The following is a 26,524-nucleotide window of genomic DNA, read 5'->3' on the forward strand; positions in this document are numbered from 1 at the left end:
CGGACGCCCTCCAGGGGCCCGCCGACCACGCACGATCGCCTGCGATCAGCGACGCTCCAGGCGGAACAACCGGATCTCGCGCTCGATGCGCGCCTGGTACGTCGCATACGGCGGCCAGAACCTCAGCACCGCCTGCCACGCCTCCGCGCGTTCCTCACCCGCCAGCAGCCGGGCCCGGACGGGGATGTCCCGGCCTTGCCAACTCACGTCCGCGTCCGGGTTCTTGAGCAGATTCCCGGTCCATGCCGGGTGTCCGGGCCGGCCGAAGTTGGACCCGATCAGGATCCACGTCGCCCCGCCGTGCTCCGGCATGCAGGCCAGCGGGGTCGTGCGCGGCTCACCGGTCCTGGCGCCCTTGGCGGTGAGGATCACGCCCGGCAGCATCTGGGCGCTGAGGATGACCTTGCCGCGGGTCAGCTTGTGCACCGCCTTGTCCAGGGCGGGGATGAAGTGGGGTGCGATCTTGGCGAAGAGCACGGTCGAGGAGACCTTCTGCATCAGCTTGACGCCGGGAGCCATCAGACGACCACCTTCTCTTGGGCGGGCGGGTACGGGGCCGGGTCCGCGGCCGGGTTCGCGGCCGGGTCCGTGTCCACTGCGGGGTGGTCCGGCGGCCGCACGGCCGCCGGGTCCGCGAACAGGCCCGCACGGTCGGCGGCGTGCGCCCGCAGCCGGTGGACCGGACCGAACAGCAGCTCGTCGGCCGCCGCCCGCTTGAAGTAGAGGTGCGCGTCGTGCTCCCAGGTGAAGCCGATGCCGCCGTGCAGCTGGATCGCCTCGCCCGCGGTCACCCGCAGCGCCTCCAGGGCCTGGGCGAGCGCGAGGCCGCCCTGGTCCGGGTCCCAGGCGGCGTAGTAGGCCGCCGAGCGGGCCGCCTGCACCTGCACGTACAGGTCGGCGAGGCGGTGCTTGACCGCCTGGAAGGAGCCGATCGCCCGGCCGAACTGCTCGCGCTGGCGTACGTACTCCACCGTGCGGGCCAGCGCCTGACCGGCCGCGCCGACCGCCTCGGCGGCCAGCACGGCAGCGGCGGTACGCCCGGTGGCGGCGAGCGCGCCGAGCACATCGGCCCCCTCGACTCCGAGCAACTGCGCCGGTACGTCCCGCAGTTCGATCCTGGCCTGGGGACGGGTCTCGTCGAGGACGGTCTGCCGGGACCGTACGAGCCCCGGCGCGTCCTCCCGTACGAGGAACAGCAGTGTGCGGCTGCGGGCGAAGCCGCCGGTGTGCGCGGCGACCAGCAGCAGCCCGGCGCTGTGCCCGTCGAGCACCTGGGCGGCCTCCCCGTACAGCCGCCAGCCGCCCCCGGCGGTGTCGGCACCGGCGCCGGCGCCGGCGCCGGCGGCAACGGCCCGGGCCTGGACGCCGCCCGCGCGGCCGCCGCCGGACCACTGCCCGGAGGCGTCCTCGCCGGTCAGCGCGAGGGCGGTGGCCAGCGCCGGGCCGCTGACGGCGAGGGCGGCGGTCAGCCCGCCCGTCGCCAGCGGTGGGAGCAGCGCGGAGCGCTGGGCTTCGGTACCGAGGGCGGCGATCAGGGGCACACACAGCGCGGCGGTGGCCAGCAGCGGCGAGGGCAGCAGCGCCCGGCCCGTCTCCTCGCAGGCCAGGGCCAGGTCGGCGGGGGCGCAGCCGACACCGCCGTACTCCTCGGCGACGGCGATGCCGGGCAGCCCGAGCTGCCGGGCCAGCTGCTGCCAGAGCTCGCGGTCGTGTCCGGCGGCGGTGCGGACGGCGGCCTTGACCTCGTCGGGGCCGCAGCGTTTGCCCAGGATCTCGCGCAGGGTACGGCGTATCTCGTCCTGCTCCGCGGTGAAGGCGGCATCCATCGTCGGGCTCCTCCCCGTGTCTGACGGGCCGTCATATTAGGCCCGGCGGAGGCAGATGCACAGGGGGCGGAGGCGGCCGGTTGTGCGGCGGGGTCTAGCGTCTGACACTTCGTCAGATATACCGTCCCCTCATGCCTGGACCCTCATCCGGACCCGCATCCGGACCCCTGTCCACACCCGCGACCACACCCGCGACCGGCCCCGGACCCGCACCCCGCGCCCGCCGGAGGGTCGCGGTGGTCGGCGTCGCCCTCTCGGACTGCGGCCGCGTCGACGGCCCCACCCCCTACGCCCTGCACGCACAGGCCGCCCGGCGCGCCCTGGCCGACTCCGGCCTGCAGCGCTCCGTCATCGACGGATTCGCCTCGGCCGGCCTCGGCACGCTCGCACCGGTCGAGGTGGCCGAGTACCTGGGCCTGCGACCCACCTGGGTCGACTCCACCTCGGTCGGCGGCTCGACCTGGGAGGTCATGGCCGCCCACGCGGCGGACGCGATCGCCGCCGGGCACGCCAACGCCGTGCTCCTGGTCTACGGCTCCACGGCCCGCGCCGACATCAAGGCGCGGCGCCGCACGTCCAACCTCTCCTTCGGAGCGCGGGGGCCGCTGCAGTTCGAGGTCCCGTACGGCCACACGCTGATCTCCAAGTACGCCATGGCCGCCCGCCGCCACATGCACGAGTACGGGACGACGCTGGAGCAGCTCGCCTCCGTGGCCGTACAGGCCCGGGCGAACGCGGCCACGAACCCGGACGCCATGTTCCGCGACCCGATCACGGTCGAGGAGGTACTGGGCGGCGACATGATCGCCGACCCCTTCACCAAGCTGCACTGCTGCATCCGCTCGGACGGCGGCTGCGCGGTGCTCCTGGCGGCGGAGGACTACGTACCGGACACCGCGAAGGCACCCGTCTGGATCCTGGGGGCCGGTACGTCCGTCTCCCACACCACCATGTCGGAGTGGGAGGACTTCACGGTGTCCCCGGCGGCGGTGTCGGGCCGCATCGCCTTCGAGCGGGCCGGCCTCACCCCGGCGGACGTGGACCTCGCGGAGATCTACGACGCCTTCACCTACATGACCCTGGTGACCCTGGAGGACCTCGGCTTCTGCGCGAAGGGCGAGGGCGGGGCGTTCGTGGAGAAGGGCCGCCTGCTGCGCGACGGGGAACTCCCGGTCAACACCGACGGCGGCGGCCTCTCGGCCTGCCACCCCGGCATGCGCGGCCTGTTCCTCCTGGTCGAGGCGGTCCGCCAGCTGCGCGGCGAGGCGGGGGCGGGCCAGGTCACCAAACCCGGCGGCCGCCTCCCGGAGGTCGCCCTGGCCTCGGGCACGGGCGGCTGGTTCTGCTCGTCGGGAACGGTCCTGCTGGGGCGTGGGTGACCGCCCCCCCGCCCGAGGGCGGGGGGGGCGGCTACTTGCCCTCGGCGAGGGTGTGCGCCACGAGGGCGTTGGCGTGCCCGTGCCCGAGGCCGTGCTCGGTCTTGAGCCAGGAGACGAGCTCCATGTGCTTGGTCAGCGGCGAGGACCGGATGAGGTCCTGCCACTCCCCGATCGGGCGTCCGTACTTCTTCTCGATCGAGGGGAAGTAGCTGGCGGGGCCCTTCACTGTCTCGGCCATGATGCGTGTCCCTCCGGGGGTGGTGCGGGTGTGTGCGGTGCGGTCTCGCAGGTATGACCACGTCGGGGATGAGAACTCATCGGTGAGGCGAAAGATTTCTTCGGGGGGCGGGGCGGGGTCGGGGGCTTCGGTGGTCGGGAGCCTGTCGGGCGGCATCGGGGATGCGTATGGGAGTTTCCCGACCACCGAAGCCCCCGACCCCGCCCGCCCCGACCCCGCCCAGCCGGCTCCCGCCCCCGAAGCCCCCGCCCTGTTGTTCCATATGCCTCATGAACAACGAGAGCAGCGACAGCAGCCGCGAGATCAGCAGCGACGAGTTCAGCGCCACCCTGCATTCCCTGCGCGTGTGGGACTGCCCGCTCCCCGGGTTCGATACCGGGGCCGCGCCCCGTGAGCCTTTGGCGTTGTTCCGGGAGTGGTTCGTGCATGCCGCGCGGGCGGGGCAGTTGGAGCCGCACACCATGAGTCTGGCGACCGTGGACGGGGACGGGCGGCCCGACGTGCGGACGCTGATGCTGCACGACGTCGACGCGCGCGGCTGGCACTTCGCCTCGCACGCCACCAGCGCCAAGGGCGTGCAGCTGGCCGGGCGGCCGGCGGCCGCGCTCGGGTTCTACTGGCCGACCGTGGGCCGCCAGGTCCGTGTCCGGGGCCGGGTCACCGCCTGCGGGCCCGAGGAGAGCCGGGCGGACCTGGCGGTCCGCTCGCGGGGTGCGCTCGCCGCCGCGCTCACGGGCCGGCAGAGCGAGGTGCTCGGCTCCGTGGAGGAGCTGGCGCGGGTCTCGGCGGCCGCCTGGGAGCGGGCCGGGGCCGAGCCGGACGCGCCGGCCCCGACCTGGACGCGGTACGTGCTGGACCCCGCCGAGGTGGAGTTCTTCCAGGGGGACGCCGCGCGCCGGCACATCCGCCTGCGGTACTCCCGTACCGCCGGCGGCTCCTGGGAGCGCGAGCTGCTCTGGCCCTGATCCCCGGCCCGCAGGGCCCTCAGTCCGGTGCCGGCCGGAAGACCGCCACCCACACCCCGTCCGCGGCCTCGCGGAAGGTGACCGTCAGCGGCATGCCGATGCGCAGCTCCGGCGCCTCGCAGTCCACCACCTCGGTCATCATCCGCGGGCCCTCGGCGAGGTCGACGACCGCCGCCGTGTAGGGGACGCGCGTACCGAACGGCGGGAGGTCGTTGCGGTGGATCACCGACCACGTATAGAGGGTCGCCCGGCCGCTCGCCGTCTCCCACGTCACGCGGTCCTCGCCCGCCCAGCAGAACGGGCAGAACTCGCGCGGGTAGTGGTGCGCCCGCCCGCAGTCGGCGCAGCGCCGCAGCAGCAGCCGGCCCGCCGCGGCCGCGTCCCAGTAGGGGCGGGTGAAGTCGTCCGCCTCGGGGAGGTCGTACCGCACCGTGGCGCTCACGGGAACAGTCCGATCGCCGCGTCGAGCGACCAGGTCTGCCAGGACATGGCGAGGAGCGCGACGAGGGAGATGAGCGCCATCATCGCGTTCTGCCCCTGCTCGGCCCAGTCGTGGATCATCAGCACCAGGTAGAGGAGGTTCAGCAGGAGCCCTCCGACGAGTGCGACCGGGGTCAGGAAGCCGAGTACGAGGCCCAGCCCGAGTGCGAGTTCCGCGTAGACGACGATGTACGCCATCGCTTTCGGCCGCGGTGCGACGACCAGCTCGAAGCCGCCCTTGACGAAGGTCCACCGGTGTTTGCCGGCGACGTCGGCGGCCCAGGCGATGCCGGTGCCGCGCTCGAACCAGCCCTTCTTGTCCTTGTGCCGCCAGCTCTCCAGCCACCACAGGCCGAGGCCTATCCGGAGCACGGCGAGCCATTCGGCCCCACTGAGCCAGATGGTCTGCATCGGCAGCCCCCACCCCTCTCGCGATCGACGCGCACCCTCTATCTGACGGTACGTCAGTTGAGCGGATCCGGGGCGATCGCGCAAGGCCCCGGCCGGCCTCGGGTCCGCGCCCCCGCGGGCGCCGCGCGGGCCCGTGATCGATCCGCAATCGATTCCCCGCCCGACCGAGACCCATCAACCCAGCGTGGCGATACGATCACACCTCATGCCCGGAGACGCCGCAGCACCCGACATGACCACCCAGCCCCGCCCCGTGTACGTCATCGGGGCCGGCCCCGGCGGCCTCGCCGCCGCCGCCGCGCTGCGCGCCCGCGGGGTCCGCGCGGTGGTCGTCGAGAAGTCCGACGCGGTCGGCGCATCCTGGCGGCAGCACTACGACCGGCTGCGCCTGCACACCACGCGCCGGCTCTCCGCCCTCCCGGGCCTGGCCATGCCGCGCCGCTTCGGGCGCTGGGTCACCCGCGACAACGTCGTGCGCTACCTGGAGCGGTACGCCGAGTTCCACGAGCTGGAGCTGGTCACCGGCGTGGAGGTGACCCGGATCGAGCCCGCTGCCCCCGCCCCCGGCCCCGGCCCCGAGGGTGAGGGCGCGGGCGAGGGCGGCTGGACCCTGCACGCCAGCGGCGGCCGCGAGCTGGCGGCCGAGGCCGTCGTCATCGCCACCGGGTACAACCACACGCCCGCGCTCCCCGACTGGCCGGGCCGGGACACGTACGAGGGACGGCTGCTGCACGCCCGCGAGTACCGCAACCCCCTGCCGTACGCCGGCCAGGACGTCCTCGTCGTCGGCGTCGGCAACACCGGCGCCGAGATAGCCGTCGACCTCGTCGAGGGCGGCGCGGCGCGGGTGCGGCTCGCCGTGCGCACCGCACCGCACATCATGCGCCGCTCCACCGCCGGCTGGCCGGCCCAGCGCAGCGGGATCCTGGTGCGCCGGCTGCCGGTGCGGCTCGTGGACCGGGTGGGCCGGCTCGTCGCCCGGGCGTCCGTACCGGACCTGTCGGCGTACGGGCTTCCGCGCCCGGCCACCGGCCTGTACAGCAGGGTGAGGCAGGGGTCGATCCCGGTTCAGGACGTCGGCCTGATCGACGCGGTCCGCAGCGGCAAGGTCGAGCCGGTGGCCGCCGTCGAGGCCTTCGACGGCGCCGAGGTGGTGCTCGCGGACGGCTCGCGGATCGCCCCGGACGCGGTGATCGCGGCGACCGGCTACCGCCGGGCCCTGGAGGGGCTGGTCGGCCACCTCGGGGTGCTCGACGAGCGCGGCCGCCCGCGTACGCACGGGGCCCGCACCCCCGAGCAGGCCCCCGGCCTGTACTTCACCGGATTCAGCAACCCCATCAGCGGCATGTTCCGGGAGATGGCCCTGGACGCGGAGAAGATCGCCAAGGCGGTCGCCCGCCGGTCGGGCAAGGCCGCCTCGTGAAGCCGACCGGCCCGGGCGCTCCGGCCTCCCGGATCCGGGAGGCCGCCAGGACCGCGTGGAGCGAGCCGCTGTCCCGCTGGTACCTGGTGCTGCTCACGGTCTGCGCGGTGTGGTCGATGACGGGCGGCGGCGGGCCCGGCGAGAACGGCTGGCTGGCCCGCAGCATCGCCGTGGTGCTGACGATGCCCTGGCTCCTCGTCGTGCACCTCTTCCTCGTCCTCACCCAGGCCGACACATGGCTGCTCGGCTACAGCATCTACTTCGAGTCCCCCGCCTGGCTGTTCGAGCCGCTCTGGGCGCTCTACTGCCTGACCGCCGGGCTGCTGAACGCACGGCTGCTGGCCCGCGTGTCGCGCTCGACGCGGGAGGCGGGATCCGCGCCGTGGTGGGTTCCGATGTTCACCCTGGCCTTCTTCGCCGGGCTGTTCGCCCTCTGGCGCGCCTGAGCCGCGTCGGCGACCGGGGCAGGTCGGGCCAGGGCGGGCCGGGCCGGGGCGGGTCCGACTCCGGCCGGGTCGGGCCGCGTCGGCCGAATCGCGCCCTGGACCGGTCCCGGCGGGATCTGTCACCGTTCACTTCACCACACCACCTCCACACCTTTCCTGCGCAGCCCTGTTCCTGACGGCACGTCAGTTCAGTAATCTGACTGCACGTCAGTTATCGAGTTCCATCGAGGTTCATCGAGCAGGAGCGGGCGGCAACGATGCTTGGATCTACTCACGGCACCCTCACCACCGACTTCCGCGCACGTGTCGAGGCCTGCGGGGAGTCTCCCAGGACCGCCGTCCACTCGTCGGCGGCCCCCTCCGCCGACGACGCGGTCCCCCTGGACGTCAGCGGCCGACCGCTGCACGCCGACGTCCCCGACCTGGACCGGTTCTTCCGGCCCGAATCCGTGGCCGTCATCGGCGCCTCCGACACGGAAGGCCGGCCGAACACCGGCATCACCCGCCAGCTCATCGCCTGGGCGGAGCGCGTCGGCGCACGGATCCACCCCGTGCACCCCACCCGCCCCGCCGTCTTCGGGCTGACCTGCCACGCCTCCGTGGCCGACCTGCCCGAACAGGTGGACCTCGCCGTCCTCCTCGTCGCCGACCCGCTCCCCGTCATCGAGGAACTGGCCGCGACCAAGGTCAAGTTCGCGGTCGCCTTCGCCTCCGGCTTCGCCGAGACCGGCGACGCGGGCGCCGCCGCCCAGGAGCGGCTCGGCGCCGCCGTCCGGGGCTCCGGCCTGCGCCTGCTGGGCCCGAACACCAACCTCAACGCCTTCGAGAAGTTCCGCGAGGACCTCGACGGCCCGGCGATCGCCCTGATCACCCAGTCCGGCCACCAGGGCCGGCCCGTCTACACCCTGCAGGAGCTGGGCATCCGCCTCTCCCACTGGGCGCCCACCGGCAACGAGGCGGACCTGGAGACCTCCGACTTCATCTCCTACTTCGCCGAGCAGCCCGAGGTCGGGGCCATCGCCTGCTACGTGGAGGGCCTCAAGGACGGCCGGTCCTTCCTGCTCGCCGCCGACCACGCCGCGCGCAACGGCGTCCCCGTCGTCGCCGTCAAGGTCGGCCGCACCGAGACCGGCGCCCGCATGGCCGCCTCCCACACCGGGAAGCTGACCGGCGCCGACACCGTCGTGGACGCCGCCATGCGCCAGTTCGGCGTCATCCGCGTCGACGGCCTCGACGAGCTCCAGGACACCGCCGCGCTGCTCGCCCGGGCCCGCAAGCCCAAGGCGGACGGGGTCGTCGTGTACTCCATCTCCGGCGGCACCGGGGCCCACTTCTCCGACCTGGCCACGGAAGCGGGCCTGACCCTGCCCACCCTCTCGCAGGCCAAGCAGGACGAACTCCACCAGTGGATCCCCGGGTACCTGAACGTCGCCAACCCCGTCGACAACGGCGGCCACCCCGTCGGCGACTGGCGCGGCCGCAAGATCATCGACGCGATCCTCGCCGACCCCGAGGTGGGCGTCCTGATCTGCCCGATCACCGGCCCCTTCCCGCCCATGAGCGACAAACTCGCCCAGGACCTGGTGGACGCCGCCGAGCAGAGCGACAAGCTGATCTGCGTGATCTGGGGCTCCCCCGTCGGCACCGAGGACGCCTACCGCACCACCCTCCTCGGCTCCTCCCGCGTGGCCACCTTCCGTACCTTCGGCAACTGCATCACCGCCGTACGCGCCTACCTCGGCCACCACCGCTTCACCGCCGGATACCGCTCCCCCTTCGAGGACGCACCGCGCACGCCCTCGCCCTCGTACCGCAAGGCGCAGGCCCTCATGCGGCCGTCCCAGCAGCTCAGCGAGCACGCGGCGAAGCAGCTCCTGCGCGCCTACGGGATACGGGTGCCCCGCGAGCAGCTGGTGACCAGCGCGGCGGCGGCGGTCCGCGCGGCCGGGCTGGTCGGCTACCCGGTGGTGATGAAGGCCTCGGGCCCGCAGCTGGGGCACAAGACGGAACTCGGCCTGGTGAAGATCGGCCTCACCTCGGCGAGCCAGATCCGTGACGCGTACCGGGAGCTGACCGACATCGCGCGCTACGAGAACGTGCCGCTCGACGGGATCCTGGTCTGCCAGATGGTGGAGCGGGGCGTGGAGATGGTCGTCGGCGTGACCCAGGACGACCTCTTCGGCCCCACGGTCACCGTCGGGCTGGGCGGGGTCCTGGTGGAGGTCCTGCACGACGCGGCGGTCCGCGTGCCGCCGTTCGGCGAGGACCAGGCGCGGGCGATGCTGAGGGAGCTGCGCGGGCATGCGCTGCTGGAGGGCGTACGGGGGGCGCCGCCGGCCGATGTGGACGCCCTGGTGGAGGTCGTCCTGCGGATCCAGCGGATGGCTCTCGAACTGGGCGACGAGCTGTCCGAGCTGGACATCAACCCGTTGATGGTGCTCCCCCGGGGGCAGGGGGCGGTGGCGCTGGACGCGCTGGCCATCTGCCGCTGACGATTTTCAGCCCCGCCGGCGTTTGAGGCGCGGGGGTCCGGGGGCTGGCCCCCGGCAACGGCGCTGCGCCACAGACTCGGCAGCAGCCCCCGCCCCGCCGTTTCCCGGGGCTCCGCCCCAGACCCCGCGCCTCAAACGCCGGCGAGGCTTAGAAGAACGGGAGTTCACCATGACCGGCATCACGGAGGACGAAGTCCTCCACCGCATCGAGAACGGCGTCGCCTGGATCACCCTCAACCGCCCCGAGGCGATGAACGCCGTCACCTGGGACCAGCGCGAGCGCGTCATCGCGCTGCTCGCCGAGGCATCCGCCGATCCGGCCGTGCGGGCCGTCGTCGTCACCGCCACCGGCAAGGGCTTCTGCGCGGGCGCCGACCTGCGCGGCGGCCCCGCCGGCGGCGGGGAACGCGTCGCCGGCGATGTCGCCCGGCTGATCCGCCTCGGCGCGCAGCGCCTGATCACCGCCGTGCTCGACTGCGAGAAGCCCGTCCTCGCCGCCGTCAACGGCACGGCCGCCGGTATCGGCGCCCACCTCGCCCTCGCCTGCGACCTCGTGATCGCCGCCGAACCGGCCCGCTTCATCGAGGTGTTCGTCCGCCGCGGCCTGGTCCCCGACGGCGGGGGCGCGTATCTGCTGCCCCGGCTCGTCGGCCCGCAGAAGGCCAAGGAGCTGATGTTCTTCGGCGATGCCGTCCCGGCCGCCGAGGCCGAACGCCTGGGTCTGGTCAACCGGGTGGTTCCGGCCGCGGAGTTGGAGGCGACGGCCCGTGAATGGGCCGAGCGGCTCGCCCAGGGGCCCACCCGGGCACTGGCCATGACCAAGCAGCTGGTCAATGCCTCCCTGGACGGTGACCGGGCGGCCTCGCTCGCCGCCGAGGCCACCGCTCAGGAGATCAACATGACCACCGCCGACGCGAACGAGGGCGTGGCGAGCTTCGTGGAGCGCCGCACGCCCAAGTACCTCGGCCGCTGACGGAACCGCCCGGCGCACTACATCCGCGGGTCGGGCTTGAGCAGCGCGAACACCGCTCCGGCCGGGTCGGCCAGCCAGGCGATCCGGCCGACGTCGGGCAGGTCGGTGGCCGGCATGAGCACCGATCCGCCGTTCGCCTTGGCCGCCGCGACGGTGGCGTCGACGTCCGTCGATGCGAAGTACGGCACCCAGCGCGCCTGGTCGTCCCCGCCCTCGCCCAGGAAGGGGGCGACCCCGCCGAAGGAGGCGTCCTGCTGGTCTCCGTCGGCGGTGCTCAGCACCCGGTACATCATTCCGGGCGCGGGCATCTCGGCGCTGCGCCAGCCGAACACCCCGGTGTAGAAGGCGATGTCGGCGACGGGATCGGCCACGTGGAGCTCCGTCCACACGAGCGTGTTGTCGGCGGAGGTCAGCTGGAGCCCGGCGGTCTTCCCGGGCTGCCAGCAGGCGAACTCGGCGCCCTGCGGGTCGGTGAACTGGGCCAGCCAGCCCTCCCCCATGACGTCCATGGGCTCCATCCGGACCGTGCCGCCGCCGGCGGTGACGGCCGTCGCAGTGGCCTGGATGTCGGGGGTCATGAAGTGCTGCATCCAGGCGGAGGTGGCCCCCTCCTCGGTGAGCGGCCCGAGCGCGGCGACGGTCTTGCCGTCCACCTGGAAGAACCCGTACCCGCCCGCCTCGGGCCCGGCGGAGACGAACTCCCAGCCGAGGACGGCGCTGTAGAACGCGGCGGCCGCCTCGGTGTCGGGGCTGCCGAGGTCGAGCCAGTTGGGTGATCCGGTGGTGAAGTCGGTGCCGAGCATGGGGTCCTCCCGGGACTACGGCGGCGGTACGAGGTCGCTGCCACGATGCCGAGCCTCCACCCGCGCCCGGGCGCACGGCCCCACGGCGGCGGGGGGTTTCACCCGTGTGGGGGTACGGGAGGCTCGGCGCGGCGGCGGGATCACGGGGCGAGGAGGACGTCCGGCGGGCCGGAGCGCCACAGGGGCCGCACGGACCCGGGGCCCGTGTTGCCGACCGGGTGGAGCTCGGGGCGGCGGCCCGCGGGACCGGCCTCCTGCCACTGCGTCTGCCAGCCGGGGCAGCCGCCGACGGTCAGTTCCACCCCGGCCCGCCGGTCGGACCGCGGGTCGGCCGGCCGTTCCCGCCAGGTGCCCGTGGCGGTGCAGCGCACCGCGGAGCCGTCGCCCGGATTGACGGGGAGGTCCTCGACGGCGAGTTCGCCGCCCTCCCGGAGCCGGACCGTCCCGCCGCCCTCGCCGCGCCAGGTGCCGGCGTACTGCGGCTGCCCCCACCGGGGCGGCTCGTAGCCGTCGGCCGCGGCCCGGTCGGCCGCGTACGGACCGCCGACCAGGGTGGCCAGCGCGAGCACGCCGGAGGTGGCGTACGCCGCCGTCGCGACCCAACCGCAGGACCGGGTGGTGCGCAGCGCCAGGCCCGCCACCAGCAGGGGGAGTACGCCGCTGCCCGCGATCCAGGCCAGGGAGGGGAGGAACGGGCCCCCCGCACGCCACAGGAGCAGGGCGCAGGCCGCGGACATGCCGAGGAGCCAGGCCGGCGCGGCGGCGGTTTCGCCCGTCCGGCGGGCCAGGGCGAGGGCGGGGCGGGTGAAGACGAAGGCGTGCAGGAAGCCGATGCCCAGCAGCACGGCGGGGACGACCACGGCTCCCGCGACGAGGTAGGTGAGCAGGCCGTCTCCCCGGGTGGTCAGCTCGAAGCCGTCGTCCGGCTCCGGCAGGACGACGAACAGGGCCAGCCCTATCAGCAGCTGCCCGGCGAAGACCGCTTCCGCGCCGGGTGCCGACGCCCACCATCCGCGATCCGTCGCCTGCGGCACCCGTGTCACCTGCGCCATCCTGCCCACCCACCCCTGTCTGAACGCGTTCAAGACTCTTGGAGCGGGACTCTACACTTTTCCTGAACATGTTCAAATAGCGCGCCCGCCTTCCCGCCTCTTCCTATCTGACGAACCGTCAGCTTCAATCGTCGGTGTGATGGGACATGCAGGGATGGCGGCCACCGTCGTCCGATACCTCAGGTCAGTGGGCTCCCCCACCTCCGCCTCGGCGCAGGGGGAACCCGGGTCCGTCGACGCCCTGCCGCGTCCCGACCTGCGGGCCGTCGGCGAGGACGAGCGCGCGCCGGTGTCCCCGGCCGAGTTCCGGGCCGTGCTCGGGAACTTCGCCAGCGGGGTCACCGTCATCACCGCACCGCCCGGCGAGGAAGCCGAGGGTCCGGCGGGCTTCGCCTGCCAGTCGTTCGCCTCGCTGTCCCTCGACCCGCCCCTGATCACCTTCATGGTGGCCCGTACGTCGACCACCTGGCCGCGGATCGCCCGTGCCGGGGTGTTCTGCGTCAACATCCTGGGCGCCGAACAGGGCGAGCTGTGCCGGTCCTTCGCCGTCAGCGGCGCGGACAAGTTCGCCGGGGTGACCCACACGCCCGCCCCCGTCACGGGATCACCGCAGCTCGACGCCGTGCCCGCCTGGATCGACTGCCGGATCCAGGCCGTCCACACCGGCGGGGACCACCTCATCGTCGTGGGCCGGGTGGTGGCCATGGGCGCGGCCGGCGAGGGCGCCCCGCTCCTGTTCCACAAGGGCCGCTTCGGGCGCCTCGCCGAATGACGGGGCGAGCGGCGGGGCGAGCCGTCGGGCCGGCCACCGGGCCGGCCCGCCCGCCCTCATCCCGCGGTTCGACGTCCCCGCGTCCGTCCGCTGCGTAAGCTCCACCAGGGGCCGGGCACCTCGGTGTTCCGGCCCCTTCGGAATTCTTCGGATACGCGGGGATTTGATTTGATACTGAACCTGATGCGCCGCACGCGCGGTGCGATCGCCGTCACGGTCGCCACCGGGGCGTTCCTGGTGGCCGCTTCGCCGGCCTCGTCGGCGGCTCCGGTCGCCGCACCTCCCGTCACGGCCGCCGGCTCGATCCTGATCGACGGCACCAGCGGGGCCACGCTCGCCAGCAAGGCCGCCGACACCCAGCGGCAGGGCGCGAGCACCACGAAGATCATGACCGCGCAGGTCGTGATGCGTACGCCCAACCTGAACTACGACCAGAAGATCACCATCAAGCAGGAGTACCTGGACTACGTCGCCCGCGAGGGCGCGAGCTCGGCCCACCTGAAGGTGGGGGCCACTCCGACGGTCCGCCAGCTGCTGTACGGGCTGATGCTCCCGTCGGGCTGCGACGCGGCCTACGCGCTCGCCGACACCTTCGGCAAGGGCGCGACCACGCAGGCCCGCACGGCGGACTTCATCGCGCAGATGAACGCCAAGGCCGAGTCGCTGGGCATGACCCAGACCGTCTACGACTCCTTCGACGGCATCTCGCCGACCGGCAAGAACCTCACGACCCCGCGCGACCTGGCGAAGCTGACCAAGTACGCGATGTCGGGCGTCACCTTCCCGAAGATCGTGGGGGCGAAGACCTACAGCACGGGCGGCACCTCGACCGACGCCACGTGGGGCAACAGCAACCTGCTGATCAGGGAGCGTCCCACCGGCTACGCGTACCCGGGTGCGATCGGTGTCAAGACCGGCACCGGCACCGCCGCGGGCAAGTGCCTCGTCTACTCCGCGACCCGTAACGGCAAGACCGTCATCGGCGTCCTGCTGAACGACGAGGAGCGCTACGCGGACTCGATGAAGCTCATGGACTGGGCGCTCGGTTCGAGCGCCGGCTCCGGGGCGGCACTGCAGCGCGGCAACACCGACCCGATCCCGGACGTCCTCGACTGACGGTGACACGGTTCACGGCTCCTCCGCCGGCGGGTGCGATCCCGCCGGCGGGGGAGCCGAGCCGTTTGCGGGGAGCGACACGACACCCCCGAGGGGGTGTCAGAAGGTGAGCACTCCCCTGGCCACCCGCCCGTGGTGGGCGTCGTCCACGGCCTTGGCGAAGTCCTCGACCGGGTAGACCTCCGTGACCAGTTCGTCCAGCAGCAGCCGGCCCTGCCGGTAGAGCTCGGCGTAGAGCGCGATGTCGCGCTGCGGGCGCGAGGACCCGTACCGGCAGCCCATGATCGTCTTGTCCAGGTACATGGACGACACGAGGAACGACGCCTCCTCCTGGAATCCGGGCACGCCGAGCAGGACCGCCTGCCCGTGCCGGTCGAGGAGGTCGATCGCCTGGCGGATCAGCTTGACGTTGCCCACGCACTCGAAGGCGTGGTCGGCGCCGGTCGGCAGGACCTCGCGGACCGCCGCCGGGGAGTCGGCGACGGCGGACGCGTCGATGAAGTGCGTGGCGCCGAACTGCCGGGCCACCGCCTCCTTCGCCGGGTTCGCGTCGACCGCCACGATCGTCGTGGCGCCCGCGATCCGGGCTCCCTGCAGCACGTTCAGCCCGATGCCGCCGGTACCGATGACGACGACGCTCTCACCGCGGTCCACCCGCGCCCGGTTCAGTACCGCCCCCACCCCCGTGAGGACCCCGCAGCCGATGAGCGCCGCCGAGGTCAGCGGGATGTCGGCCGGGATCTTCACGGCCTGTACGGCCTTGACGATCGTGCGCTCGGCGAAGGCCGAGTTGGAGGCGAACTGGAAAAGCGGCTTCCCGCCCCGCGAGAACGGCTGCCCCGGCATCCCGATCGCCTTGCGGCACATCGTCGGCCGGCCCCGGTCGCAGTCCGCGCACGCCCCGCAGTTGGCCAGGGTGGACAGCGCCACGTGATCGCCCGGCACCACGTGGGTGACCCCCGGCCCCACCGCCTCCACGACCCCCGCGCCCTCGTGCCCGAGCACCACCGGCGGCGGGAAGGGGATCGTCCCGTCGATCACCGACAGGTCGCTGTGGCACAGCCCGGCCGCGCCGATCGCGACCAGCACCTCCCCCGGCCCCGGGTCCCGGATCTCCAGGTCGTCGACCACCTGAGCCTGCTTGCCGTCGAACACGACGCCTCTCACCTGGACTCCTTAGGCAGGCCGAGCACACGCTCGGCGATGATGTTCCGCTGGATCTCGTCCGAGCCGCCGTAGATGGTGTCGGCGCGGGTGAACAGGAACAGGCGCTGCTCCTCGTCGAGTCCGAGTTCGTACGGGAGCCCGGGGGCCCAGCCCGCCGGCCCGGCCGTGGCCGCCGCGCCGCGGACCTCCACCGCCAGCTCCCCGAGCCGCCGGTGCCAGCCTCCCCACAGCAGCTTGGCCACGCTGGGCGCGCCCGGATCCCCGGTCGAGGCGAGGGTGCGCAGCGCGTTCCACCGCATGGTGCGCAGCTCGGCCCACTGCCGGACGAGGCGCTCCCGCAGGACGGGGTCCCCGGCGCCCGCGGTGGCCCGCGCCGCGTACGACGCCAGTACGCGCTCCAGTTCCGCCGCGAAGCCGATCTGCTGGACCAGGGTCGAGACCCCGCGCTCCAGGGCGAGCAGGCCCATGGCCACGGTCCAGCCGTCCCCCTCGGCGCCGACGGCCTCGGCCGCGACCGCCCCGTCGAAGAACACCTCGTTGAACTCGCTCGTGCCCGACATCTGCCGGATCGGCCGGACCTCGACACGGCCGGGCTGGTCCATGCGTACGAGCAGGAACGACAGTCCCCGGTGCCGGCGCGAGCCGGACTCGGTGCGGGCGAGAACGAAACACCAGTCGGCGTCCTGGGCGAGCGAGGTCCAGATCTTCTGGCCCGTCACCCGGTACAGCCCGTCGGCCGCGTCCCGTACCGCGGCCGTACGGATCCCCGCGAGGTCGGATCCGGCGCCCGGCTCGCTGTAGCCCTGGCACCACAGCTCCTCGCCCCGTGCGATGCCGGGCAGGAAGCGGTCTTGCTGCTCGGGGGTCCCGTAGGCGATGAGGGTCGGGGCGAGCAGGTTCTCGCCGATGTGGCCGACCCGGCCGGGTGCGCGCAGGGCCGCGTACTCCTCGGCCCACACCACCTGGCCGGTCAGGGACAGCCGGCGGTTGCCCCACCCGTCGGCCTCCCAGCCCTGCCCGATCCAGCCGCCCCGGCCGAGCTCGCGCTCCCAGGCCCGCCGGATCCCGGCGCCCTCGTGCTCGCTGCCCGGCCCGCCGAGGCCGACGGCCTGCGCGTACGGGCCCACGAGGTGCTCCGCCAGCCACGCCCGGGCGCGCCCGCGCAGCTCCTCGTCCTCGGCCCCGAAGCTGAAGTCCACGCCGTTCCCCCTGGTCGTGTCCGGTCCTGTGCCGTCCGGTCCGCCTATGCGTTGGGGCGGTCCTTGGCGGCCGCCGCCTTGGCCATGGCCTCCAGCTGCGCGAGCAGCGGCATCGGGTCCTTGCCCACCGTGCCGGGCAGGAAGTCGGCGATCTTCTCCGGCGTCCAGGAGCCTTCGGCGTATCCGGCGCGCAGCTCGCGCGGCTGCGCCCAGACGGCGATCTTCGGGCCGGCGATCGTGTAGACCTGCCCGGTGATGTCCTCGGCCTTGGCCCGGTCGCTGAGCAGGTAGGTGACCAGCGCCGCCACGTCCTCGGGCTCGCCGATCTCCTTGAGCTCCATGGGGACGTTCGCGGACATGCGGGTGCGGGCCACGGGTGCGACGGCGTTGGCCGTGACCCCGTACTTGGCCAGGCCCAGCGCGGCGGAGCGGACGAGCGAGATGATCCCGCCCTTGGCCGCGCTGTAGTTGGCCTGGGCGACGGAGCCCTGGTGGTTGCCGCTGGTGAAGCCGATCAGGGTGCCCGAGCCCTGCCTGCGCATGACGGCGGAGGCGGCGCGGAAGACGGTGAACGTGCCCTTGAGGTGGGTGGCGACGACCGGGTCCCACTCCTCCTCGGACATGTTGAACAGCATCCGTTCGCGCAGGATGCCGGCCACGCACACGACGCCGTCGATGCGGCCGTACCGCGCGAGCGCGGTGTCGACGAGGCGCTGGCCGCCCGCCATGGTGGCGATGTCGTCGGCGACGGCGACGGCCTCCCCGCCGAAGGCGGTGATCTCCTTCACCACGGCCTCGGCGATCTCGCTGGTGGGCTCCGCGCCCTCGATCCCGACCCCGTAGTCGTTGACGACGACCTTGGCGCCCTCGGCGGCCGCGGCGAGTGCCACGGCCCGTCCGATGCCCCGGCCGGCGCCGGTGACGGCGACGACCTTGCCTGCCAAGAAGTTCCCCACGTCCGGCCCCTTCCCGCGATTTCTGACGGACCGTTAGATTCTATGGGTAGTCAGATGCACCTGCACAAGCCCTCGTTGCCGTCGTAACCGCCGCATCCACGCAAGGAGCTGTCGACGCCCATGACCCTGCCCGCCGAGTTCCACGACATCGCCAAGCGCGTCAACAACTGGGGGCGCTGGGGCGCCGGCGACGAGATCGGCACCCTGAACCTGATCACCGACGAGGTGGTCCGGGGCGCCGCGGCCGAGATCCGCACCGGCCGCCGGATCCCGCTCGCCCTCCCGCTCAAGGAGGACGGGGTCCAGGTCGGCATGATCCCCGGCCGGATCAACCCGCTGCACACGATGGTGCAGATCAACCAGGAGCTCTTCGGCCCCGGCACGGTCGCGTGCAGCGACGACGCCGTGAGCATGGGCCTCCAGGCGGGCACCCACTGGGACGCCCTCACCCACGTCTCGCACTCGGGGAAGATCTACAACGGCCGCCCGGCCGGCACCATCACGGCGCACGGCCGCGCCGAGTTCAGCGGCATAGACAAGGCCGGCCACATCGTCTCGCGCGGGGTGCTCCTCGACGTCGCGCGCGCCAAGGGACTCGACCGGCTGCCGGGCGGCCACGCGGTGACCCCCGGGGACCTCGACGAGGCCGAGGAGTTCGGCGGGGTCACCGTCCGCCCCGGCGACATCGTCCTGGTGCGCACCGGCCAGATCCAGGTCTACCTGGCGGGCGACAAGCACGGCTACGGCTTCCCCTCGCCCGGGCTGTCCGTCCGTACGCCCGAGTGGTTCCACGCGCGGGACGTGGCGGCCGTCGCGAACGACACCCTGACCTTCGAGATCTTCCCGCCGGAGATCGAGAACCTGTGGCTCCCGGTCCACGCCCTCGACCTCGTCGAGATGGGCATGCACCAGGGCCAGAACTGGAATCTCGAAAAGTTGTCCACAGCCTGTGCAGAAGAGAACCGGTACGCCTTCCTCCTCTCCGCGATGCCGGAACCCTTCGTCGGCGGCACCGGAACCCCGGTGGCCCCGGTGGCAGTCCTCTGACCCGAGGACTGCGCCCCGGCGGCTTCGGCCGCCCGGCCCCCGGGGCGTACACCGGAGTGGAACCGTGAGGTGTACATGGCGCGTCACCGTTCGCGTGCGTCACACCCCGTCCCCGCCACGTTCCCCGCAGGAGAAGCCCGCATGGCCAACCCGTACCAGGTAACGCCGCCACCTGCCCCCAGACGCCGCTCGGGCGGCAACGTCGTCACCGTCATCGTGCTCGCCGTGGTCATCATCGGCGGCTACTTCTTCATGCAGTCGCTCCGCAAGGACGACGGCAAGCCCTCGGCGTCCCCCTCGGCCTCCCCCTCCGCCAAGCCCACCGCCAAGGACCCGGGATCCCCCGAGTCCTCCTCCGACACCTCCAGCGCGTGGATGGTCGGCGACTGCGGCGGCCCCGACCCGGCGAAGGCCCCCGACGGGTACAAGCGGCAGGGCTGCTCCGACTCCGGCGCCACCTTCAAGGCCATCGACATCAAGGAAGCCAGCATCCTCCCGGGCGCGATCCAGTGCCCGCCCGGCACGGACCTGATGATCGACGTGAGCATCTCCTACGGCGGCAAGTCGAGCGGCATCCCCACCAACACGGTCTGCGGCCGCAACCTCTCGGGCGACCACCCCGGCGACGCCGGCGCCGGCGGCGGCCAGCTGGTGAAGGGTGACTGCGTGACCTCCCAGGCCAAGGAGGTCGCCTGCGGCGGCTCGGGCGCCCGGAAGGTCCTCGGCCTCGTCAAGACGAAGGCCGAGTGCCCCTCCGGCACCACCGACCCGATCGAGCTGACCATCGCGATCGGCCGCCCGTACGACGTGATCTGCACCGACGGCTGAGACGCCCCGGCGGCGCCACACGACCGCCCGCCGCCCCGGCCCGCCGCCCGGAACGGCGGGTGGTGGGCGGTCGGCCGCCCTGCCGCACCGGCGACCGCCCGCCGTTGGCCGCCGCCGGCGCCGGCGGCGGCGGCGAAAATTCCGTGCCCCGGCGGCGGTGAAGGCGCAGACTCGGCCCATGGCGGACATGCGGGCATTCCGGGAAGCGGTCGACGGCTGGGCGAGCGGCGGGTCCGGCGAGGCCGCGAGCGAGCTGGCCGCCCGCCTGGACGTGCGGACGGCGGTGCTGCTGGAAGGACCCAGCGACCACGCGGCCGTCGAGGCACTGGCCGCACGGCGCGGCCGCGACCTCGCCGCCGAGGGCGTGTGCATCCTGCCGATGGGCGGGGCGATGAGCGTGGCCCGCTACACCGGCCTCCTCGGGCCGCCCGGCCTCGGCCTGCGCCTGACCGGACTGTGCGACGAGCGCGAGCAGCCCTTCTACGACCGCGCGCTGGACCGGGCCGGGGCGCCGCGGCAGGGCTTCTTCGTGTGCGTGGCGGACCTGGAGGACGAACTCATCCGCGCGCTGGGCACCGAGAGGATCGAGGAGATCCTCCGGGCCGAGGGCGATCTCCGCTCCTGGGAGACCTTCGTACGCCAGCCCGCCCAGCACGGTCGGCCCCGGCAGCGGCAGTTGCGGCGCTTCCTCGGCACGAAGAAGGGCCGCAAGATCCGCTACGGTCGCCTCCTCGTCGAGGCCCTCGAACCGGACCGGACCCCGGCCCCGCTCGACGGTCTCCTCGCGGCGCTGTGACCCACGCCGGCCTCAGCCGGTCTCCTTGACGCAGGTCCGGTCCTTCGCGGGCAGTTTGCCGGTGGCCAGGTACCTGTTGACCTGGTCGTCCACGCAGGTGTTGGCGTAACTCCCGTAGAGGGCGTGCCGGTTCGCGCCCTCCAGAGTGATCAGTCTGGAGCTCGGCAGCTGTCGGCGCAGCTCGACGCTGCCCTTGTACGTGGTGCGCGGATCGCCGGTGGCGGCCACGATCAGCGCGGGGGCATCACGCCGTACCCGGGTGGGCTCCTCGCGCGGCCGGTCCCAGAAGGCGCACGGGTTGATGTTGCGGGTCAGCGGGCCGAACAGGGGATGCGCGGCGCGGCTGCGCTCGATGTCCCGCCAGTACTGCTCGGGATCGCGCCCGGCGGCCACGTCCCCGCAGATGATCGCGGACTGCGCTCCCGTGGGCTCGCCCTCCCCGCGCAGCGCGTACCGGAGCTCCCCGGCGAACCCCGCGGGCAGCGTGGTGGGCGCCCCGCCGACGGCCTCGACCAGTACGGACAGCAGCTCGCCGAAGGACGCCCGCGCGGGCTCGGTGTCGTCCGCGATGCCCGAGAACAGCAGGAGCGGCACCTGACTGTCGTCGATCCGGAAGGCGTCGGCGCCCGAACCGATGGTCAGCGGGCCGCGCGCGGATGCCGCGACGACGCGGTCGACGGAGGCGAGCACCTCGGCGCGGGTGCGGCCGAGGCCGTAGGTGCCGTGGCGCTCCGCCGCCCAGCCCGCCCAGTCGGACAGCGCCTTCTCGTTCTCGCGCTCCGTGCCCTCCAGCAGCCGGGGGCGGTAGTCGCCCGGGTCGATCGCCCCGTCGAGCACCATCCGGTCGTGGCGGCCGGGGAACATCTGGGTGTAGACCGTGCCCAGGTAGGTGCCGTAGGAGTAGCCCAGGTAGGAGATCTTCCGCTCGCCGAGCGCGCCGCGGATGACGTCCATGTCGCGGGCGGTGTTGCGGGTGCTGATGTGCGGGAGCACGGAGGCGCCGGTGGCCCGGCACTTGTCGGCCAGGCTCTTCTGCAGGGCGACCTGCCGGTCGAAGCCCGCCCGGTCTGCGCCGGCCGACAACCAGGTCATGCCGAGGGGCCAGCCGCAGTCCAGCGGGGTGCTGCGCCCGACGAAGCGCGGGTCGAAGCCGACGATGTCGTAGCGGGCCCCGACTTCCTTCATCGCCGCGCGGGCCGTCGGCGGGTGGGCCAGGGCGGGGCCGCCGGGGCCGCCCGTGTTCAGCAGGATCGCGCCGATGCGGTGACGGGTGTCGGTGGACTTGAGCCGGGATATCGCCACGGTGATCGTGCGTCCCCGGGGGGCGGCGTAGTCCAGCGGCACCGTCACGTCCGCGCACTGCACACCTGCCCCGTCCAGATCAGGGCCCGTGGTGTCGTCGGGGCCCGTGACGCAGCTGCCCCAGGCCGGCCGCTGCCGGTAGTACCGGTCGAGGCCGGCCCCGGAACGGTTCGCGGCGGACGCGGACGGGGGCGCGGCCCCGGCGGACGCGGCCTCGGCGGCGACGGCCAGGGTGGGGGTGACGGCGAGACAGGCGGCGAGGGCGAGGCCCACGGAAGATGCGCGACGGGCGGCGGGGCCGAGGGTTCGGTCGGCGGTGGGCGGCGCCTCGGCCGCTTCGTGTGATCGCATGCCCCGAGGCTAGGAACCGGACCCGGCACGGCACATCGGCCACGGGCACGAGGTCGCAGGTCCCGCCCTCCCCCGGCACCCGGGACCCGCGGCCCGGTCCGGCCTCCTCCCCCAGGAGGAGGCCCGGCGGGTTCTGCGGGTGGCGGCGGTGCGCATGCACGCCCCGAGCGCGGCACGGCAGCCGCCACCCCACGACCCGCACTCGTCAAGGCCTGCCCTTGGCGTCCCCTCGCGTCGAATCGCTCCACACCAGGGTGATCAAGATGTGACGAACCGTCAACACCTCGTTAGAGGTACACGCGCGGTTCCCGTGGCGGGGTATGACATTCCGACGGGCCGTCCGAGGGCCGCTCGGACGCGCAGTCCGAGGTCGATTTCTGTGCGCGGTCGATCTCGCACCAGATCCGTTTGCCCGCGCCCTCGCGCTGCCAGCCCCAGCGGTCCGCCAGTCCGTCGACCAGCTCCAGGCCGCGCCCGCCCGTGTCCTCCCCGCACGCCTGGCGGCGGCTCGGCGCCCGGTCGCTCGCGTCGGCCACCTCGACCCGCACCCCCGGCCCTCCGAACAGCATCCGCAGCACGGCCGGACAGCCCGTGTGCACGACCGCGTTCGTGACCAGCTCGGAGATCAGCAGGATCAGCGTCTCGGCGAGCGGCTCGTCGTCCCCTATGCCCGACCCCGCCAACCGGGAACGCGCCCACCGGCGGGCCCGGCCGACCTCGGCGGGATCCGCACCGACCTCCAGCTGAACCTGAAGCACCTGCACCGCTCACACCATCCGAACCGGCGGACACTTCGCCTCGCGACAGGACGGGATCACCGACTGTGATCCCCTTCCGTAGCAGCATGGTTGACATACAGTCACGACAACAAGCGCTTCGGGCATATTCACGCGCGAAGGAGGGGGCGTGGTGCATACTGTGCGACGCTCGCGCCGCTCAACCGCTCGCATTCGTGGGAGCGTACCGGAGCAGGTCCCCGCTTCCGGGCCGCAATGAGTCGGGCGAAGGACACAAACCGATATCAACTCTCTGTAATCGGACATGCGTCCCGCGCCGTCCTTCCCGTGCCTCCACGTCACCCTGAGCGACGTCCGCCGACCGAGGACCTCCGGCCGACAGGCTTCCTACCCCGCCCCGCCCGGCCTACCCCACCGGTACGGCCCCCTCCGCCGCGCCCAGCAGCTCCTGCGCCAGCAGCTCCTCCGCCTGCGCCGCCGTGCGCCACTGCTCGGCCCGCACCCAGGCCCGCTTCAGGTGCAGGTGCACGTCCGCCTCCCAGGTGAACCCCATCCCGCCGTGCACCTGCAGGCAGTCCCGGGCGCCCCGCACGGCCGCCTCGTCCGCGAGGAGCTTGGCCGCGGCCACCTCACCCGCGTCCCCCGTCACCGCCGCCGCGTAGACCGCCGTACGGGCCACCTCCGCCCGCACCAGCATCCGCGCGCACAGGTGCTTGACCGCCTGGAACGCCCCGATCGGCTGCCCGAACTGCTCGCGCTCGCCCGCGTACCGCACCGCCAGCTCCACCGTCCGCAGCGCGCTCCCGAGCTGCAGCGCGGCCGTCAGCAGCGCCCCCTCCTCCCGGTACGCCGAGACGTCGCCCGACACCGCCACCCGGTGCAACGGGGTCAGCGGGTCCACCGAACGCACCGGCTCGCCCGCCGGCACCCCCGACGCCCCCAGCACCGCGTCCGCCTCCCCGAGGTGGGCCACCAGCGGCCCGCCCAGGTCGAAGGCGCTCACCACCGCCGTCCCCGCCGCCGCCCCCGGGACCACCCCGGCGGCCAGGTGCGTGGCCACCAGCGGCCCCGGCACCAGCGCCCGCCCGGCCTCCTCGAAGACCAGCACCGCCTCGGGCAGCCCCAGGCCCACACCGCCCTCGGATTCCGGCAGGCGCAGCGCGAAGAAGCCCGCCGCACCCAGCTCCCGCCACAGCGCGCGGTCCACGGTCGTGCCCGTGTCCACCGACGCCCGCAGCGCCTCGCGTCCGTACCGGCCCGCCAGCAGGTCCCGTACGCCCGCCCGCAGGTCGTCCTGGTCCTCGGTCGGCTGGAAGTCCACGCCCCTCACCGGCCCTTCGGGAGGCCGAGGATCCGCTCGGCGACGATGTTCCGCTGGATCTGCGAGGTACCCGCCGCGATCGTGTACGAGAGGGACGAGAGCCGGTCCAGGGTCCACTCCTGCTCCAGGGACAGGGACCGGGCCCCGAGGACCTCCGCCGCCGCGTCGTACAGCTCCTGGCGGGCGTGCGAATAGGCGAGCTTGAAGACGGAACCGCCGATGCCGGGGACCCCGCCCGCCGACCGCTCGGCCTCGCTGACGTTCCACTGGGTGAGCCGCCACAGCGCGCCGAACTCCCCGTACAGCCGGCCCAGCCTGCGCCGCAGCACCGGGTCGTCCCACCGGCCGTTGGCCTTCGCGGTCCGGGCCAGCTCCCCCAGGGTCCGGCGGCAGGCGACGACCTCGCCGACGAAGGCGGTACCCCGCTCGAAGGACAGCGTGACCATGGTGACCCGCCAGCCGTCGTTCTCCGCGCCGACCCGGTTGGCCACCGGGACCCGGACCTCGTCGAGGAACACCTGCGCGAACTCCGCCGACCCGGCGAGCGTGCGCAGCGGCCGTACGCTCACCCCCGGCGCGTCCATCGGCATGGCCAGCCAGGAGATCCCCCGGTGTTTGGGCGCCCCGGGATCGGTGCGCACCAGCAGCTCGCACCAGTCGGCGACCTCCGCGTGCGAGGTCCAGATCTTCGACCCGCTGATCACGTAGTCGTCGCCGTCGCGCACGGCCCGCGTCCGCAGGGAGGCCAGGTCGGATCCCGCGTCCGGCTCGCTGAAGCCCTGGCACCACACCTCGTCGCCGCGCAGTACGGGCGGCAGCCAGCGCGCCCGCTGCTCCGCCGTGCCCTCGGCGGCGACGGTCGGGCCGGCGTGCAGCAGCCCGACGAAGTTCGCGCCGACGTACGGGGCGCCGGCGCGCTCGGTCTCCTCCAGGAAGATCAGGTGCTGGGTCGGGGTGGCCCCGCGGCCGCCCGCGTCCACCGGCCAGTGCAGGCCCGCGTACCCGGCCTCGTACAGCCGGCGCTGCCAGCCCAGGTCGTAGGCACGCCGGCCCGGCCAGTCGTCGGGGGACGGTCTGGCCGGCAGCTCGGGGAGCGCCTTGGCGAGCCAGGCGCGCAGCCGGGCCCGGAAGTCCTGCTCCTCCTCCGTGTAGGTCAGGTCCATCAGCGGCGGCTCCTGTCCAGGTCGAGGCCGAGCATGCGGATGGCGTTGCCGCGCATCAGCTTGTAGACCGTCTCGTCGTCCAGGCCCTTCACGTGGTCGAGGGCGACCTCCTTGGTGTGCGGGAAGGTCGAGTCCACGTGCGGGTAGTCGGTCTCGAAGGTCGCGTTGTCGCGGCCGACGACGTCGAGGGAGGCGATTCCGTGCTTGTCGCGGAAGAAGCAGCAGAACATCTGCCGGTAGTAGTACGTGGACGGCGGCTCGGGGATCAGGTCGCGGACCCCGCCCCAGGCCCGGTGCTCCCGCCAGACGTCGTCGGCCCGTTCCAGGGCGTAGGGGATCCAGCCCATCTGGCCCTCGCTGTAGGCGAGCTTGAGCGTCGGGAACTTCACCAGGACGCCGCTGAAGAGGAAGTCCATCATCGAGGCCATCGCGTTGTTGAAGCTGAGCGAGGCCTGGACGGCGGGGGGTGCGTCGGGGGAGGCGGCGGGCATCTGGGAGCTGGACCCGATGTGCATGTTGACCACCGTGCCGGTCTCCTGGCAGACGGCGAAGAAGGGGTCCCAGTAGCCGGAGTGGATGGAGGGGAGCCCGAGGTAGGTGGGGATCTCGGAGAAGGTCACGGCCCTCACGCCGCGGGCCGCGTTGCGCCGGATCTCGGCGACGGCGAGGTCGATGTCCCAGAGCGGGATGATGCACAGCGGGATGAGCCGGCCGCCGCTGTCGCCGCACCACTCCTCGACCATCCAGTCGTTGTAGGCGCGCACGCAGGCGAGGGCGACCTCCTTGTCCTGCGCCTCGGCGAAGGTCTGCCCGCAGAAGCGCGGGAAGGTCGGGAAGCACAGCGAGGCCTCGACGTGGTTGAGGTCCATGTCGGCGAGGCGCGCCGCGGGGTCCCAGCAGCCGCGGCGCATCTCCTCGCGGGTGATGCCCTCCAGGGTCATGTCGTCGCGGTCGAAGCCGACGGCGGCGATGTTGCGCTTGTACGGGAACTTCAGGTCCTCGTAGATCCACCAGTCGGTCGGCGGGCCGTCGGGGTCCATGGTGATGACGTACTTGCCGCCGGTGTAGGCGAGTTCGCCGATGCCGGCGGTGAGCGCCTTGGGGCCGCGGTCGCGGTACTTGGCGGGCAGCCAGACGTCGAACAGGTGCGCGGGCTCGATCACGTGGTCGTCGACGCTGATGATCCGAGGCAGTTCCATGGTCTCCCCAATTCACCGATCTGATGGATCGTCAGAAACAAGCTAGCCCCGCCACCCCTGGACCGACAAGCGTCGGCGCTCT

General features: G+C 73.2%; 26 protein-coding genes. 11 read left to right on the forward strand and 15 right to left on the reverse strand.

The genetic code is table 11. The features are described 5' to 3' along the window. Positions 1–45: 45 nt before the first annotated feature. A complete protein-coding gene (locus JYK04_RS19340) occupies positions 46–519 on the reverse strand; it encodes a nitroreductase family deazaflavin-dependent oxidoreductase (protein ID WP_189735219.1) in 474 nt (157 codons plus the stop codon). Continuing rightward, a complete protein-coding gene (locus tag JYK04_RS19345) occupies positions 519–1,826 on the reverse strand; it encodes an acyl-CoA dehydrogenase family protein (RefSeq protein WP_189735217.1) in 1,308 nt (435 codons plus the stop codon). Before JYK04_RS19345 ends, JYK04_RS19340 begins: the two co-directional genes overlap by 1 nt. A 131-nt stretch (positions 1,827–1,957) precedes the next feature. Here JYK04_RS19345 and JYK04_RS19350 point away from each other — a divergent pair, with 131 nt between their 5' ends. Beyond that, positions 1,958–3,205, forward strand: a complete 1,248-nt coding sequence (locus JYK04_RS19350; protein ID WP_229875087.1) for a thiolase C-terminal domain-containing protein — start codon at positions 1,958–1,960, stop codon at positions 3,203–3,205. Between the two features lie 31 nt (positions 3,206–3,236). Here the strand turns inward: JYK04_RS19350 and JYK04_RS19355 are convergent, their stop codons facing one another. Next, positions 3,237–3,443 carry a DUF4287 domain-containing protein gene (locus JYK04_RS19355; RefSeq protein ID WP_030388288.1) on the reverse strand — a complete coding sequence of 69 codons (207 nt, stop codon included), beginning with the start codon at positions 3,441–3,443 and terminating at the stop codon, positions 3,237–3,239. Positions 3,444–3,712: 269 nt separating this feature from the next. Between JYK04_RS19355 and JYK04_RS19360 the strand changes: the two genes are divergently transcribed. Further along, positions 3,713–4,408: a pyridoxine/pyridoxamine 5'-phosphate oxidase gene (locus JYK04_RS19360; protein ID WP_189735215.1), complete on the forward strand. Its 696-nt coding sequence runs from the start codon at positions 3,713–3,715 to the stop codon at positions 4,406–4,408. A 19-nt stretch (positions 4,409–4,427) separates the two neighbouring features. On the opposite strand, the gene JYK04_RS19365 is transcribed toward JYK04_RS19360, so the two are convergent. Further along, positions 4,428–4,850, reverse strand: a complete 423-nt coding sequence (locus JYK04_RS19365; RefSeq protein WP_189735213.1) for a Zn-ribbon domain-containing OB-fold protein — start codon at positions 4,848–4,850, stop codon at positions 4,428–4,430. Next, positions 4,847–5,299 (reverse strand): DoxX family protein, encoded by a 453-nt coding sequence (locus tag JYK04_RS19370; protein WP_189735211.1) that lies wholly within the window; start codon positions 5,297–5,299, stop codon positions 4,847–4,849. The genes JYK04_RS19365 and JYK04_RS19370 overlap by 4 nt, the downstream gene beginning before the upstream one ends. Before the next feature lie 205 nt (positions 5,300–5,504). Here JYK04_RS19370 and JYK04_RS19375 point away from each other — a divergent pair, with 205 nt between their 5' ends. The 4 genes from JYK04_RS19375 (at position 5,505) to JYK04_RS19390 (ending at position 10,633) form a co-directional block, all read left to right on the forward strand. Beyond that, positions 5,505–6,722 carry a flavin-containing monooxygenase gene (locus JYK04_RS19375; protein WP_189735209.1) on the forward strand — a complete coding sequence of 406 codons (1,218 nt, stop codon included), beginning with the start codon at positions 5,505–5,507 and terminating at the stop codon, positions 6,720–6,722. Next, positions 6,719–7,168 (forward strand): SCO4225 family membrane protein, encoded by a 450-nt coding sequence (locus tag JYK04_RS19380; protein ID WP_189735207.1) that lies wholly within the window; start codon positions 6,719–6,721, stop codon positions 7,166–7,168. The genes JYK04_RS19375 and JYK04_RS19380 overlap by 4 nt, the downstream gene beginning before the upstream one ends. 257 nt (positions 7,169–7,425) lie before the next feature. Then, positions 7,426–9,660: an acetate--CoA ligase family protein gene (locus JYK04_RS19385; protein ID WP_189735205.1), complete on the forward strand. Its 2,235-nt coding sequence runs from the start codon at positions 7,426–7,428 to the stop codon at positions 9,658–9,660. 169 nt (positions 9,661–9,829) lie between these two features. Further along, positions 9,830–10,633, forward strand: a complete 804-nt coding sequence (locus tag JYK04_RS19390; protein WP_189735203.1) for an enoyl-CoA hydratase/isomerase family protein — start codon at positions 9,830–9,832, stop codon at positions 10,631–10,633. Between the two features lie 17 nt (positions 10,634–10,650). On the opposite strand, the gene JYK04_RS19395 is transcribed toward JYK04_RS19390, so the two are convergent. Both JYK04_RS19395 and JYK04_RS19400 read right to left on the reverse strand, forming a co-directional pair. Then, positions 10,651–11,436: a VOC family protein gene (locus JYK04_RS19395; protein WP_189735202.1), complete on the reverse strand. Its 786-nt coding sequence runs from the start codon at positions 11,434–11,436 to the stop codon at positions 10,651–10,653. 140 nt (positions 11,437–11,576) lie between these two features. Beyond that, the gene (locus JYK04_RS19400; protein ID WP_189735200.1) at positions 11,577–12,488 is read right to left on the reverse strand and encodes a hypothetical protein; all 912 of its coding nucleotides are present in this window, start codon (positions 12,486–12,488) and stop codon (positions 11,577–11,579) included. A 154-nt stretch (positions 12,489–12,642) separates the two neighbouring features. Here JYK04_RS19400 and JYK04_RS19405 point away from each other — a divergent pair, with 154 nt between their 5' ends. After that, a complete protein-coding gene (locus JYK04_RS19405; RefSeq protein ID WP_189735658.1) occupies positions 12,643–13,260 on the forward strand; it encodes a flavin reductase family protein in 618 nt (205 codons plus the stop codon). A gap of 183 nt (positions 13,261–13,443) precedes the next feature. Further along, positions 13,444–14,376, forward strand: coding sequence for a D-alanyl-D-alanine carboxypeptidase family protein (locus tag JYK04_RS19410; RefSeq protein ID WP_189735198.1), 933 nt, complete (start codon positions 13,444–13,446; stop codon positions 14,374–14,376). Between the two features lie 99 nt (positions 14,377–14,475). On the opposite strand, the gene JYK04_RS19415 is transcribed toward JYK04_RS19410, so the two are convergent. From JYK04_RS19415 to JYK04_RS19425, 3 genes are read right to left on the reverse strand one after another with little or no spacing between them, the layout of a single operon-like run. After that, positions 14,476–15,543: a Zn-dependent alcohol dehydrogenase gene (locus JYK04_RS19415; protein ID WP_189735197.1), complete on the reverse strand. Its 1,068-nt coding sequence runs from the start codon at positions 15,541–15,543 to the stop codon at positions 14,476–14,478. Next, positions 15,540–16,742 (reverse strand): acyl-CoA dehydrogenase family protein, encoded by a 1,203-nt coding sequence (locus JYK04_RS19420; RefSeq protein WP_189735195.1) that lies wholly within the window; start codon positions 16,740–16,742, stop codon positions 15,540–15,542. The genes JYK04_RS19415 and JYK04_RS19420 overlap by 4 nt, the downstream gene beginning before the upstream one ends. 44 nt (positions 16,743–16,786) lie before the next feature. Then, positions 16,787–17,698 (reverse strand): SDR family NAD(P)-dependent oxidoreductase, encoded by a 912-nt coding sequence (locus JYK04_RS19425; RefSeq protein WP_189735193.1) that lies wholly within the window; start codon positions 17,696–17,698, stop codon positions 16,787–16,789. Between the two features lie 120 nt (positions 17,699–17,818). On the opposite strand from JYK04_RS19425, the gene JYK04_RS19430 reads away from it, so the two are divergent. The 3 genes from JYK04_RS19430 to JYK04_RS19440 all read left to right on the forward strand — a co-directional run bounded on the left by JYK04_RS19430 (position 17,819) and on the right by JYK04_RS19440 (position 20,369). After that, positions 17,819–18,745 (forward strand): cyclase family protein, encoded by a 927-nt coding sequence (locus tag JYK04_RS19430; protein ID WP_189735191.1) that lies wholly within the window; start codon positions 17,819–17,821, stop codon positions 18,743–18,745. 141 nt (positions 18,746–18,886) lie between these two features. Then, positions 18,887–19,573, forward strand: a complete 687-nt coding sequence (locus JYK04_RS19435; protein ID WP_189735190.1) for a hypothetical protein — start codon at positions 18,887–18,889, stop codon at positions 19,571–19,573. 178 nt (positions 19,574–19,751) lie between these two features. Continuing rightward, positions 19,752–20,369 carry a TOPRIM nucleotidyl transferase/hydrolase domain-containing protein gene (locus JYK04_RS19440; protein ID WP_189735188.1) on the forward strand — a complete coding sequence of 206 codons (618 nt, stop codon included), beginning with the start codon at positions 19,752–19,754 and terminating at the stop codon, positions 20,367–20,369. A gap of 12 nt (positions 20,370–20,381) precedes the next feature. Here the strand turns inward: JYK04_RS19440 and JYK04_RS19445 are convergent, their stop codons facing one another. From JYK04_RS19445 to JYK04_RS19465, 5 genes are all read right to left on the reverse strand, one after another. Continuing rightward, positions 20,382–22,022, reverse strand: coding sequence for an alpha/beta hydrolase (locus JYK04_RS19445; RefSeq protein ID WP_189735186.1), 1,641 nt, complete (start codon positions 22,020–22,022; stop codon positions 20,382–20,384). A gap of 287 nt (positions 22,023–22,309) precedes the next feature. Beyond that, complete coding sequence (locus JYK04_RS19450; RefSeq protein WP_030761354.1) at positions 22,310–22,786, reverse strand: ATP-binding protein; 477 nt, start codon at positions 22,784–22,786, stop codon at positions 22,310–22,312. Between the two features lie 379 nt (positions 22,787–23,165). Then, entirely contained in the window at positions 23,166–24,080 is a 915-nt protein-coding gene (locus JYK04_RS19455) for an acyl-CoA dehydrogenase family protein (RefSeq protein WP_189735184.1), read from the reverse strand. A 5-nt stretch (positions 24,081–24,085) separates the two neighbouring features. After that, entirely contained in the window at positions 24,086–25,243 is a 1,158-nt protein-coding gene (locus JYK04_RS19460) for an acyl-CoA dehydrogenase (RefSeq protein WP_189735182.1), read from the reverse strand. After that, positions 25,243–26,442 (reverse strand): amidohydrolase family protein, encoded by a 1,200-nt coding sequence (locus JYK04_RS19465; RefSeq protein WP_189735180.1) that lies wholly within the window; start codon positions 26,440–26,442, stop codon positions 25,243–25,245. Before JYK04_RS19465 ends, JYK04_RS19460 begins: the two co-directional genes overlap by 1 nt. Positions 26,443–26,524 lie beyond the last annotated feature (82 nt).

The sequence above is a fragment of the Streptomyces nojiriensis genome (assembly GCF_017639205.1).
Taxonomy (GTDB): Bacteria; Actinomycetota; Actinomycetes; order Streptomycetales; family Streptomycetaceae; genus Streptomyces; species Streptomyces nojiriensis.

What these genes read in the sequence shown, in the direction of transcription:
- JYK04_RS19340 (WP_189735219.1), bottom strand. Translation starts at nt 519, where the DNA reads ATGGCTCCCGGCGTCAAGCTGATGCAGAAGGTCTCCTCGACCGTGCTC.
- JYK04_RS19345 (WP_189735217.1), bottom strand. Translation starts at nt 1,826, where the DNA reads ATGGATGCCGCCTTCACCGCGGAGCAGGACGAGATACGCCGTACCCTG.
- JYK04_RS19350 (WP_229875087.1), top strand. Translation starts at nt 1,958, where the DNA reads ATGCCTGGACCCTCATCCGGACCCGCATCCGGACCCCTGTCCACACCC.
- JYK04_RS19355 (WP_030388288.1), bottom strand. Translation starts at nt 3,443, where the DNA reads ATGGCCGAGACAGTGAAGGGCCCCGCCAGCTACTTCCCCTCGATCGAG.
- JYK04_RS19360 (WP_189735215.1), top strand. Translation starts at nt 3,713, where the DNA reads ATGAACAACGAGAGCAGCGACAGCAGCCGCGAGATCAGCAGCGACGAG.
- JYK04_RS19370 (WP_189735211.1), bottom strand. Translation starts at nt 5,299, where the DNA reads ATGCAGACCATCTGGCTCAGTGGGGCCGAATGGCTCGCCGTGCTCCGG.
- JYK04_RS19375 (WP_189735209.1), top strand. Translation starts at nt 5,505, where the DNA reads ATGCCCGGAGACGCCGCAGCACCCGACATGACCACCCAGCCCCGCCCC.
- JYK04_RS19385 (WP_189735205.1), top strand. Translation starts at nt 7,426, where the DNA reads ATGCTTGGATCTACTCACGGCACCCTCACCACCGACTTCCGCGCACGT.
- JYK04_RS19390 (WP_189735203.1), top strand. Translation starts at nt 9,830, where the DNA reads ATGACCGGCATCACGGAGGACGAAGTCCTCCACCGCATCGAGAACGGC.
- JYK04_RS19395 (WP_189735202.1), bottom strand. Translation starts at nt 11,436, where the DNA reads ATGCTCGGCACCGACTTCACCACCGGATCACCCAACTGGCTCGACCTC.
- JYK04_RS19400 (WP_189735200.1), bottom strand. Translation starts at nt 12,488, where the DNA reads ATGGCGCAGGTGACACGGGTGCCGCAGGCGACGGATCGCGGATGGTGG.
- JYK04_RS19405 (WP_189735658.1), top strand. Translation starts at nt 12,643, where the DNA reads ATGGCGGCCACCGTCGTCCGATACCTCAGGTCAGTGGGCTCCCCCACC.
- JYK04_RS19410 (WP_189735198.1), top strand. Translation starts at nt 13,444, where the DNA reads ATGCGCCGCACGCGCGGTGCGATCGCCGTCACGGTCGCCACCGGGGCG.
- JYK04_RS19430 (WP_189735191.1), top strand. Translation starts at nt 17,819, where the DNA reads ATGACCCTGCCCGCCGAGTTCCACGACATCGCCAAGCGCGTCAACAAC.
- JYK04_RS19435 (WP_189735190.1), top strand. Translation starts at nt 18,887, where the DNA reads ATGGCCAACCCGTACCAGGTAACGCCGCCACCTGCCCCCAGACGCCGC.
- JYK04_RS19440 (WP_189735188.1), top strand. Translation starts at nt 19,752, where the DNA reads ATGGCGGACATGCGGGCATTCCGGGAAGCGGTCGACGGCTGGGCGAGC.
- JYK04_RS19445 (WP_189735186.1), bottom strand. Translation starts at nt 22,022, where the DNA reads ATGCGATCACACGAAGCGGCCGAGGCGCCGCCCACCGCCGACCGAACC.
- JYK04_RS19460 (WP_189735182.1), bottom strand. Translation starts at nt 25,243, where the DNA reads ATGGACCTGACCTACACGGAGGAGGAGCAGGACTTCCGGGCCCGGCTG.
- JYK04_RS19465 (WP_189735180.1), bottom strand. Translation starts at nt 26,442, where the DNA reads ATGGAACTGCCTCGGATCATCAGCGTCGACGACCACGTGATCGAGCCC.